8 protein-coding genes are annotated in these 11,644 nt (G+C 62.3%); 7 read left to right on the top strand and 1 reads right to left on the bottom strand.

Translation table 11 applies throughout. The features are described from left to right. The first annotated feature begins 7 nt into the window (after nucleotides 1-7). From BSY17_RS03675 to BSY17_RS03650, 6 genes are all read left to right on the top strand, one after another. Complete coding sequence (locus BSY17_RS03675; protein WP_202807680.1) at nucleotides 8-1,090, top strand: alanine racemase; 1,083 nt, start codon at nucleotides 8-10, stop codon at nucleotides 1,088-1,090. After that, on the top strand, nucleotides 1,090-1,491 hold the full coding sequence (locus BSY17_RS03670) for a RidA family protein (RefSeq protein ID WP_150125705.1): 402 nt from the start codon (nucleotides 1,090-1,092) through the stop codon (nucleotides 1,489-1,491). Before BSY17_RS03675 ends, BSY17_RS03670 begins: the two co-directional genes overlap by 1 nt. Nucleotides 1,492-1,508: 17 nt before the next feature. Beyond that, on the top strand, nucleotides 1,509-2,831 hold the full coding sequence (locus BSY17_RS03665) for an NAD(P)/FAD-dependent oxidoreductase (protein ID WP_069064518.1): 1,323 nt from the start codon (nucleotides 1,509-1,511) through the stop codon (nucleotides 2,829-2,831). A 113-nt stretch (nucleotides 2,832-2,944) separates the two neighbouring features. Then, a complete protein-coding gene (locus BSY17_RS03660; protein WP_083217004.1) occupies nucleotides 2,945-5,656 on the top strand; it encodes a glycoside hydrolase family 2 TIM barrel-domain containing protein in 2,712 nt (903 codons plus the stop codon). Between the two features lie 119 nt (nucleotides 5,657-5,775). Beyond that, nucleotides 5,776-8,064 carry a TonB-dependent receptor gene (locus BSY17_RS03655; protein WP_069064367.1) on the top strand — a complete coding sequence of 763 codons (2,289 nt, stop codon included), beginning with the start codon at nucleotides 5,776-5,778 and terminating at the stop codon, nucleotides 8,062-8,064. A gap of 88 nt (nucleotides 8,065-8,152) precedes the next feature. Continuing rightward, nucleotides 8,153-9,442: an MFS transporter gene (locus BSY17_RS03650; protein WP_037477810.1), complete on the top strand. Its 1,290-nt coding sequence runs from the start codon at nucleotides 8,153-8,155 to the stop codon at nucleotides 9,440-9,442. Between the two features lie 96 nt (nucleotides 9,443-9,538). Here the strand turns inward: BSY17_RS03650 and manD are convergent, their stop codons facing one another. After that, entirely contained in the window at nucleotides 9,539-10,747 is a 1,209-nt protein-coding gene (gene manD, locus BSY17_RS03645) for a D-mannonate dehydratase ManD (RefSeq protein ID WP_069064366.1), read from the bottom strand. A gap of 105 nt (nucleotides 10,748-10,852) precedes the next feature. Here manD and BSY17_RS03640 point away from each other — a divergent pair, with 105 nt between their 5' ends. Then, nucleotides 10,853-11,638 (top strand): FadR/GntR family transcriptional regulator, encoded by a 786-nt coding sequence (locus tag BSY17_RS03640; protein ID WP_069064365.1) that lies wholly within the window; start codon nucleotides 10,853-10,855, stop codon nucleotides 11,636-11,638. The last annotated feature ends 6 nt before the right edge of the window (nucleotides 11,639-11,644 follow it).

Here is an 11,644-nt window from a genome sequence, read left to right as displayed (position 1 = left end):
CGACCGCATGGACCGCAACATCGCCCGCCTGCGCGACCGGCTCGCGCCCTTGGGCGTATCGCTGCGCCCGCATCTCAAGACTGCTAAGTCGATCGAGGTCGCCCACCGCGTCATGAGCACGCCGCAGGGACCGGCGACGGTCTCGACCCTCAAGGAAGCGGAATTTTTCGCCGCCGCCGGTGTCCGCGACATCATCTATGCGGTGGGGATCGCGCCTTGGAAACTGGCCAAGGTCATCGCCCTGCGCAAACAGGGCATCGACCTCGCTATCGTCCTCGACACGGTCGAACAGGCGCAGGCCGTGGCCGCCGCATCGCGCGAAGCGGGCGATGCCATTCCTGCGCTGATCGAAATCGACTGCGACGGCCATCGCTCCGGCGTGTTGCCGACCGACCGGGACCGGCTGGTCGCGATCGGGCAGGCGCTGACCCAGGGCGGCGAACTGCGCGGCGTGCTGACCCATGCGGGCGGCAGCTATGCCGCGCGCGGGGAAGAGGCGCTGCGCCGCTGTGCCGAGGAGGAGCGCCGCGCCGTTGTCGATGCCGCCGCCATCCTGCGCGACGCGGGCCTACCCTGTCCGGTGGTCAGCATGGGTTCCTCCCCGACGGCGCACCACGCGCAAGACCTGACTGGCGTGACCGAAGTGCGCGCGGGCGTCTTCATGTTCTTCGATCTGGTGATGACAGGCGTTGGCATATGTCGCGTCGAGGATATCGCGCTTTCCGTGCTGGCGACCGTGATCGGGCATCAGCGCGACAAGGGCTGGATATTGATCGACGCGGGCTGGATGGCGATGTCGCAGGATCGCGGCACATCCAAACAAGCGGTCAATCAGGGCTATGGCGTCGTCTGCGACAGCAGCGGCACGGCCTATGATGATCTCATTCTGGCCGACGCCAATCAGGAACATGGCATCATCATGGTCCGCCCTGGCTCTGGCGCGGCCTTGCCCGACCTCAAGATCGGCGACCGGGTGCGTGTGCTGCCCAACCATGCCTGCGCCACCGGCGCGCAGCATCGCCGCTATCATGTCGTTCACGGCACCGACGATCAGGTCGTGGCACAATGGCAGCGTTTTGGAGGATGGTAATGACCAACACACCGCAACCGATCCTGACCGACACTGCCCCCGCTCCGGCCGGCCATTATGCGCAGGCGATCCGGTCGGGGAACACGCTCTATATTTCGGGTCAGCTACCGATCCGGGCCGACAAGGCACCCCTGTCCGACATGGAATTCGAAACGCAGGCGCGGCAAGCCATCGCCAACATGCTGGCGATCCTGAAAGCGGCGGGGGCCGAGCCGTCCGACCTGTGCCGGGTCACCGCCTATATCGTCGGCGTCGACAACTGGCCGCGCTTCAACACCGTCTATGCCGATATGCTGGGCGACGCCAAGCCTGCTCGCACGGTCGTCCCCGTGCCCGAACTCCATTATGGCTATCTGGTCGAGGTCGACGCGATCGCCAGCCTGCCCGCCACAACTGACTGATCCTTCAGGAGCCGATGATGCTGCCCTTCGTTCAACAAGTCGCCAGTGACGACCATCTGCCCGACGCGGTCGATGTCGTCGTGGTGGGTGGGGGCATCGTCGGTACGGCGGCCACCTATTATCTGGCAAAGCGCGGATTGAAGGTCGCCCTGATCGAAAAAGGTCACATCGCCTGCGAACAATCGAGCCGCAGCTGGGGCTGGTGCCGCCTGCAAAATCGCGATCCGCGCGAAATGCCGCTCTCCTTGCTGTCGATGCGCCTCTGGGACAGCCTCGCGCCGGAGATCGGGCAGGATCTAGGCTTTCGCCGCACCGGCCTTATCTACACCACCGATGACGCCGCGATGCTGGCAGGCTGGGAGGCCTGGACCCCGACCGCGCGCGAGTTTGGCGTCGAAACCTATATGCTCAGCGCCAAGGAAGCGGCCGATCACATTCCGCAGACGCGCCGCAAATGGTTGGGTGGCCTTCATTCGGTGCGAGACGGCAAGGCCGAACCCGCCTTGGCAGCGCCGATATTGGCGCAAGGCGCACGCGCTCTCGGCGCGACCATTCACCAGCAATGTGCCGCGCGTGGCCTAGACATCACGAACGGCCAGGTCACCGGCGTCCATACCGAGAAAGGCGTGATCCGCACCGACGCTATATTGTGCGCGGCCGGTGCCTGGGCCTCGACCTTCCTGCGCCGCCACGGCATCCGCTTCCCGCAGGCCAGCGTGCGGCAAACGGCCCTGCGCACTAAACCGACCGTCAATGTCGGCGAAGTCCTCTATTGCCCGGACCTCGCCATGACCCGCCGCCTCGATGGCAGCTACACCATGGCGATCAGCGGCCGGGCCACCCTGGAACTGACGCCTCAGGGCTTGGGTTTTGCGCGCGAATTCATGCCGCAATTCATCCAGCGGCTCAAAGCCGTGCAATTGGGGGTCGGCGCGTCCTTCCTCACCGGCCCGGAATCGTTGTCGGCCACGGTCGGCCGCGACGATCGCCTCTTCGAAGGCAACCGCATCGCCGCCCCCGTGCCCAACCGACGGCTGGTCCAGGCGATCATGGACAATGTGCGCGGCACCTTCCCGCAACTGGCAGGCCTGGAGATCGATCATGCCTGGGGTGCCTATATCGATTGCACGCCCGACGCGGTGCCGGTGATCTCGGCCGTCGATCCGGTCGGCGGGCTATATCTCTCAGCGGGATGCTCCGGCCATGGCTTCGGCGTTGGCCCCGGCATCGGCTATCTTGCATCGGAACTGATCGCCAACGACCGGCCAAGCGTCGATCCCACCCAGTTTCGCCTGAACCGACTGATCGACGGCTCGAAAATCAAAGTCGGCTCGCTCTAACGCGGCGCAATTTATCTGCCCGGAATGGCGCGATCCGACCGCTGATCTGCGGTCCATGGTTGACATGGACCAGCTGATGCTATTTGGCCTTACCAATAATTGGGAGAGGTCAAATGCGCGTATCGAAAATCAATTTTCTCGGTCTGGTCAGCATGGCGGCAATGGCGCTGGCAACCGCCCCCGCTGCCGCAGTCCCCGCATCGGCCACGGCGCAACCGGGTGCACAGGCCGCCGGTCCCCGCCAGATCGTCTCCCTCGCATCGGGATGGCGTTTCCGTTTCGGCGGCGATGCCGATGGCGTTACCGCCCCGACCTTCGACGATAGCAGCTGGGAACGGATCGACCTCCCCCACACATGGAACCGCATGGGCGAATATCAGCTCACCCGGTCGGCACAGAGCAATTTGGAACAAGGCATCGGCTGGTATCGCCTGGCCCTGACCGCGCCATCGCGCGCCAAGGGCCAGCGCCAGTTGATCCAGTTCGACGGCGTCGGCGCGATCGCGGAAATATGGGTGAACGGCGTGCGTGTCGGCGGCCATGCCGGTGCCTTCTCGACCTTCCGTTTCGACATCACTGATCAATTGCGAGCGGGCGCATCGAATAGCATCGTCGTTAAAGCCGATAACAGCAAGCCCGCGCCCGGCAGTTCGACGGCGGACGTCATACCGCTCGGCGGAGATTTCTTCGTCCATGGCGGCCTCTATCGCGGCGTGTCCTTGATCACGGTCGATGCCGCACAGTTTGATACGCTCGATCATGGCGGGCCGGGCCTGTATCTCAGCACACCGCAGGTGACGGACGCCGCCGCGAGCGTGGCGCTGCTCGCGCGGCTGCGCAACGCCGGACCGGGGCGACGCAAACTGACCGTCAACACGCAGATTCTGGATGCCGAGGGCGCGGTCGTCGCACGGGACAGCGCCCCCGCCGCACTGACCGCGAATGGCACGCTGGAACTGCGCCGTTCGCTGACGATCGCGCAGCCGAAATTGTGGCAGGGACGTGAAAATCCCTATCTCTATCGGGTCGTGTCGGAACTGGTCGAGCGCGGTCGCGTGGTCGACCGGGTGGAACAGCCGCTGGGCGTGCGGACCTTCGCCTTTGATCCCGACAAGGGCTTCATCCTGAACGGCAAGCCCACCCGCCTGCACGGCGCATCGCGCCATCAGGACCGGCAGGGCAAGGGATGGGCGCTCACCCCGGAAGACCATGCACAGGACATGGCGATCATGGCGGAAATGGGCGTCAACACCGTTCGCCATGCCCATTACCAACATGCGCAGGAATGGACCCGCCTGGCCGACGAAACGGGCATGGTCGTCAAGGCCGAACTGCCCTTCGTCCACCAGTCCGCTTTCGGCGACGCCCCGCCGTCATCCGCGTTGATCGCCAATGCGCAGCAGCAATTGCGCGAACTGATCCGTCAGAATTACAATCATCCCTCGATCATGATCTGGTCGGTCGGCAATGAAATCGACATCGGCGCGGCGATCGACGCGCTACGCAAAGGCGGGAAGGGGCGACCTGCCCAGTCACGCGACATGCTGATCGACCTGAATGCGCTGGCGCAAGCGGAAGACCCCAGCCGCCCGACGGCCTATGCAGATTGTTGCGAAGCGACAGGCTCGTCCCTGTCGCTGCCAGGTGCGCAAGTCCTCAACGACGTGACCGATATGGTCGGGCTGAACCGCTATTTCGGCTGGTATTATGGCAAGCCCGGCGACGCCGCGACGGCGCTGGCGGCATTGCATGCCAAATATCCCGGCCGCGCGGTTGCGCTGACGGAATATGGGGCAGGGGGCGCGCTCACCCAGCATACCGACAATCCGCTGGGCGGGCCAGTCAATGCCAATGGTCGTCCCCATCCCGAAGCGTTTCAGGCCTGGGTCCATGAAGAGACATGGAAAGTCCTCAAAAAGCAGGACTATCTCTCCGCTACCTGGATCTGGAACATGTTCGATTTCGCCTCGAACAGCCGCGAAGAGGGCGAGGCCATCGACCTCAACGACAAGGGGTTGGTCAGCTATGATCGCACCGTTCGTAAGGACGCCTTTTATTTCTACAAGGCCAGTTGGTCCAAGGAGCCCGTCCTGCATCTGACTGGGCGGCGCTACGTCGATCGCGCCTATCCGGTGATGGATGTGCGCGCCTACAGCAATGCCGCTACCGCCAGTCTGAAGGTCAATGGGCGCGATGTCGGCAAGGTCGCCTGTCCCGACCATATCTGCGTCTGGCCGGGAATCGCGCTCAAACCGGGCGAAAACGCCGTGACTGCCACTGCGTTCGCTAATGGCAAGTCCCTGTCGGACACGGTAAGCTGGAAAGCACCGGATGCCGCCGACGGCTTGCGTATCCGGGTGGGAAGCCTGACTGGTCTTACCACTGTAGATGGCGCACGCTATGGTTCGGACACCTTCTTTATCGGTGGTACGGTCACCGAGCTGCGGATGGGTGCGCGCGGGAAGGTGGCACAGAGCAATGTCGTCGGTACCAGCGACCCCGAACTCTATGCTTCCTATCGGGAAGGCAGCTTCACCTACGCGCTGCCTTTGCCCAATGGGCGCTGGTCGGTTACGCTCCAGATGTTCGAACCTGATGCTGAAAAAGCAGCGACGCGTAGCTTCAATGTGGCCGCAAATGGCCGAATCGCGCTATCTGGCTTCAACCCGGCAAAGGCTGCTGGCGGCGCTTTGAAGGCGGTCACGCGGACCTTCCCCGTACGGGTAAGCGAAGGCAAGCTAACCCTGCAATTCACCGCCGCAGGGGGCGATGCAGTGGTTTCCGCGATCACGATCGTCCCTGAAACGGGGCGCGCGCCAAGATAAGTGTGAAATCGATTGACAGGCAGATGATTAGGATCGTAAATCGGCCTTACCAGTATTAAAAAATCGGTCACAGATTACGATCGTCACAGATTACGATCATAGAATCGGGAGGGGACAATATGCGTCATTTATCAATCCTTTTGGCAGGCACGGCGATCGCCATGGCCACGCCAGCTATCGCCCAGGACGCGGCTCCCGCGATGCAGGGGGCCGATAGCGGCGAAGCGGCCATCATCGTCACCGCGCAGAAGCGCGAACAAAATGTTCAGGACGTGCCGGTCGCGATCACGGTCGTCAGCGCCGATCAGTTGGCCAGTGTCGGCGGCAGCCAGCTGCAGGATCTCACGAAGCTATCGCCCAGTTTGACGATCACCCAGGGCGGCGATCTGAACAACAACGTGATCGTCCTGCGCGGCGTCGGCACGTCGGCCTTTTCGGTCGGCATCGAACAGAGCGTTCTGGTCATGGTCGATGGCGTCGCCAACGGACTGCCGGGTCAAGGCTTCAACGACCTCGACGATATCGAGCGCGTCGAAGTGCTGCGCGGCCCGCAAAGCACCTTGTTCGGCAAGTCGGCCTCGGCCGGCGTCATCAGCATCACCACCAAGGCACCGTCAAAGACCTTCACTGGTAGCGCTGAAATTTTGGTGACCGATGACGACGAACAGCGCTATTCGGCCAGCATTTCCGGCCCGATAACCAGCACGCTGGGTTTCCGTATCAACGGATCGGTCGGCCGCTTCGACGGCAATGTCCGCGAATTGCAGACCGACACGATGATCAACGGCCGCGATAGCGAGAATATCCGGGCCAAGCTGCACTTCGAGCCGTCATCCGATTTCGACGCCACGCTGATCGGCTATTATAACAAGACCCGCACCGACTGCTGCTCCTTCGTCACGATCGAACGCACGCCTGGCGTAACCTCCTCCTTCGGCACGCCCTCGTCGGTCAGCCTGGCAGGGATCACGCCCGGCAAGGATAATTTCGCGGTGCGTATCGATCCGTTCCAGACGGCGGATTCGGAAAGCTATGGCGGCTCGCTGGCCATGAACGTTGCGCTCGGCCGCCATACGCTCACGCAAATCTTCGCCATGTCGCATTATAATTCGCAGGATCTGTCCGACTTTGACGGTGCATTCGGCCCAGGCTTCGGTCAGCCCAACGGTCTGACCCAGGGTGGTGATTTCAAGGGTGATACGCTCAGCCACGAACTGCGGCTGACATCGCCTTCGGGCAACCCGCTGCAATATGTCGTCGGCACTTATTATTCCCGCAACAACAACCAGCGCACCTTCGTGCGCCCCGGTCCGATCGCCAATGCCAATTGGGCGGGTCGCACGACGTCCGAGGCCGTCGCCGTTTTCGGCCAGGCGGACTGGGAAATCATGCTGGGCACGAAGCTGATCGCGGGCCTGCGCTGGAACAAGGAAGACATCTCGTTCCGCTATCAGCGCTTCAACAGCAACGGCGGCAATCCCCCGTTCGCAACGGGTGGCAGCACGTCCGATACGGTCGTCACGGGCAGGTTCGGCATCCAGCAGGATATAGCCGACGACGTGATGGCCTTTGCCACCTACTCGCGCGGCTATAAGGGGCAGGGCTATGATCTGACCTCGTCCTTCGTGCGCCCGACCCACCCGGCCAGTCGGCCGATCCAGCCGGAAACGGCGGACGCCTATGAAGTTGGCCTGCGCAGCAGCTTCCTCGATCGGCGCGTGACGCTCAACCTCACCGGCTTCTGGACCGACTACAGCAATTTCCAGTCGCAAACGCTGGAGCCGGGCCTGGGCGGTTCGTTCATTCTGGCCAATGTCGGTTCGTTGCGCACGCGCGGCGTGGAAGCGGAAATGACGGCGCGCGCCAGCGATTGGCTGAACCTGAACGGCAGCGTCGCCTATGTCGATGCCAAGGTGAAATCCTATCCCAATGGCGAATGCTATTTCGGCCAGACCGCGGCGCAGGGCTGCCTGCCCAATGCCATTGGTGGGCGCGCGCAGGATCTGTCCGGCTCACGGCTGGCCAATTCGCCCGAATGGAAATTCAATGTCGGCGCGGACGTCAATCTGCCCTTGGGCAACCTGCCGGTCGATCTGAAGGCCAACGCCAATTACACATGGCAAAGCGCAACATTCTTCGCATTGTCCAATGACCCGGCCACGCGACAGGGGGCTTATGGTATCGCCAATATGAGCATCGGGTTTGAGGAAAAGACTGATCAGAAATACAGCATCACCTTCCTGGTGCGTAATCTGTTCGACCGCCATTATTTCGGCACGATCCGCAACGACGCGGGCAGCTTCGCTAATAATCCTTATCCCAACCCATCGCCGGTGACGAATATCATCGGCCTGCGCGTACGTGACTCCGCCCGCTATTTCGGGGTCCGGCTCGCCGCCAAATATTAAGCCTAGGCACACGTTGCCTTAGCTTTCTTCATCTCCCCCTAATGGCCGGGCATTCAAGGCCCGGCCATTTTTTTTGAAGGTTCTGACGATGACCACACAGAGGATCGGGCGACTGAGATGGTGGATCATCAGTCTGGTCACATTGGGCACGGTCCTTAATTATCTTGCCCGCTCCTCCCTGTCGGTCGCTGCCCCGACCCTCAAGGCCACGTTCGACATGAGCACCCAGCAATATAGCTGGGTCGTCGCCGCCTTCCAGGCAGCCTATACCGTGTCCCAACCCTTGGCCGGGTTGGCGCTCGACTGGATGGGGGTGCGGCTTGGCTTCGCCTTGTTCGCGCTCGGATGGTCGGCGGCCAACTGCTGCCATGCCTTTGCAACCGGCTGGCCCAGCTTCGCGGTTTTCCGAGGGCTGCTTGGCCTGACCGAAGCGGCGGCGATCCCCGCCGGGATCAAGGTGGTGGGCGAGTGGTTTCCCCCGGTCGAACGCACGGTCGCCACCGGCTGGTTCAACATCGGATCATCGCTCGGTGCCATGATCGCACCGCCGGTCGTCGTCTTCTGCATCGCTGTCTGGGGGTGGCAATCCGCCTTCATCGTCACGGGCAGCGTCGGCTTCCTGTGGGCGGCCCTATGGTATTTCGGCTATCGCAACCCGGAAGATCATCCTCGCCTGAGCGCAAGCGAGCGCGAGCATATTTTGGGCGGGCGCGCGGCCGAAGAGGCGGCATCCGATGCCGCAGCGGGGGATACGCCGCTCGGCTGGCGCGTACTGATCGTACGCCGCGATTTCTGGAGCATCGCCATTCCGCGCTTTCTCGCTGAACCGGCATGGCAAACATTCAGCTTCTTCATTCCCCTCTATTTGGTTGAAGCGCGCGGCATGGACCTCAAGGGCATTGCCGCTTTCGCCTGGCTGCCCTTTCTCGCCGCCGACGCTGGGTCGATCATCGGCGGCTATTATGCGCCCTGGCTCATGCGGCGGTTCAACGTGTCGCTGCTGACATCGCGCAAGATCGTGATGACCACCGGCGCACTTTGCATGATCGGGCCGGGCTGTATCGGTCTAGCTGGCAGTCCGGCCATGGCCATCGCGCTCTTCTGCGTCGGCGGCTTCGCGCATCAGATGCTGTCGGGCGCGCTGCTCACGCTGTCGGCGGACCTGTTCGACCGCCGCGTCGTCGCCACGGCGACCGGCATGGCGGGCTCGGCGGCCTGGATCGGCGGCTTGAGCTTCTCGCTCGTGATCGGCGCTTTGGCTGACACGATCGGCTATGATCCGCTGTTCGCTTGCCTCGCTCTGTTCGATATTGCGGGTGCCGCCATCCTATGGACCCTGCTTCGTAAAAAGCCCTCCGCCATTCCGCTTCCGGCCTGACACCCAGGCGACGAAAGCACAGAAAAGGGCGCTGGAATAAGCCAATTCCAGCGCCCTTTTTCTTACGCGGTCATATTCCGACTATAGTGACCGGCCTTACCAGTTCCACATGGTTCCGTCGGCCAGGCGCGCCACCGGAAGATAGGCGGGCTTATAGGGATATTTCGCTGCCAGCTTTTCGTCGATATCGACGCCATGGCCCGGCGTATCGCCAACGAACATTTCGCCCGCTTCGAACCGGTAATCATGCGGGAATACGGCGTCGGTTTCGGGCGTATGGCGCATATATTCCTGAATGCCGAAATTGGGCACCCATGTGTCGAAATGCAGCGCCGTACCCATCGTCACCGGCGACAGGTCGGTCGCGCCATGGCTTCCGGTCCGCACCTGATATAGGGCGGCCAGATCAGCGATTCGGCGCAGATGCGTGACACCGCCTGCGCCGACCACCGTGCAGCGGATATAATCGATCAGCTGGTTCTGGATCAGATCCTTGCAATCCCAGATCGTGTTGAAAATCTCGCCGACGGCCAGCGGCGTCACCGTATGCTGGCGCACCAGCTTGAACGCTTCCTGATTTTCCGCAGGCGTGCAATCTTCCAGCCAGAATAGCTGATAAGGCTCCAGCATCTTGCCCAGATTGGCGGCTTCCTGTGGCGTATAGCGATGATGCCCATCATGCAGCAGATGATGATCGAAGCCATAAGTGGCGCGCAACTTGTCGAACAGCTTGGGCACATGATTGAGCGCCTTGCGCGTATCCCATCCCGTAACCGAGGGCAGCGCGGCATCGGCCGGCTCATAGAATAGCTTACCGCGCCCGACGCCATAGGCATCCTTGATGCCCGGAACGCCCGTCTGCGCGCGGATCGCCTTATAGCCCATGTCGATATATTGGCCGACGGCATCGACCGTTTCTTCAATGTCGCTGCCATTGGCATGACCATAGACCATGATACCGTCCCGGCTCTTGCCGCCCAGCAGGTCATAGAGCGGCATGCCCGCCATCTTGCCCTTGATGTCCCACAGCGCTGTATCGACCGCGCTCACCGCGCGCATCGTCACCGGCCCGCGCCGCCAATAGGCACCGCGATAGAGATACTGCCAGATATCCTCGATTCGGCGGGGGTCCATGCCGATCAGGCAGGGAATGACATGGTCCTCCAGATAGGAGACGACCGCCAGTTCGCGCCCGTTGAGCGTCGCATCGCCAATGCCATAGACACCCTGGTCGGTTTCGATCTTGAGCGTCACGAAATTACGCCCCGGACAGGTGACGATGACGCGCGCTGATTGAATTTTCATGAGATACTTCCCTCACCAGTGGCCATAGTTGGCAATTACCGTTAGTGTCACTCTTGCCGATTTCAACAAAATTGGTAAGGCCTATTTTCAGGCGAGGGTAGAAAAATGATTGAGACAGGCAAAAGCGCCGGTGGATCGGTCCCGATGGACGGTACCGAGCGGCTATATCAGAAGCTGGCACGCCGATTGTTCGAGGATCTGGCGACCGGCCGCTATGCGATTGGCGACCGCCTGCCGGCCGAGCGCGAGCTGTCGGTCATGCACGGCGTCAGCCGTCCGGCCGTACGTGAGGCGATGATCGCGCTGGAAGTCCAGGGGTTGATCGAAGTGCGGATCGGGTCTGGTGCCTATGTCCGCGCGCTGCCGGGTGATCAGGACCGGCCGGGCTTTACCGTCACCGCCTTCGAACTGATGGAGGCGCGCCTGTTGGTCGAAGGCGAAGCGGCGGCGCTGGCCGCAGTCAACATCCGCGACGACGAACTGGAAGAACTCGACCGGTTGGTCCTGAAAATGTCGGAGGAAAATCTCCTCCCCGGCGTCAGCACTGAAGCCGATCGCGCCTTCCACCTGCTCATCGCTTCGGCCACGCGCAACGCGGTGATCCACAATCAGGTGGAGGAAATGTGGCGCTTGCGCTCGACCTCGCCCGACTGCGCACTGCTGCTCGAAAAGGCGCGCACCGCCAATATCCAGCCCGTGGTGGCGGAACATAGCGTCGTTCGCGATGCTCTCCATGCCCGCGATCCTGCCGCCGCCAGAGCCGCGATGCGCGCGCATCTAGGCTCGGTCATCGACCATCTGCTGTTCACGATCGAGGAAGATGCGATCGAGGACGCCCGCCGCACCATCGCTTCCACCCGTGCGCGCTATGCCCGCGCGGCAACCCTATAGGTTTCG

Origin of the sequence: Sphingobium sp. RAC03, assembly GCF_001713415.1 — a bacterium.
In the GTDB taxonomy this organism is placed as follows: domain Bacteria; phylum Pseudomonadota; class Alphaproteobacteria; order Sphingomonadales; family Sphingomonadaceae; genus Sphingobium.
This window is presented reverse-complemented; position numbering and strand designations above follow the sequence as displayed.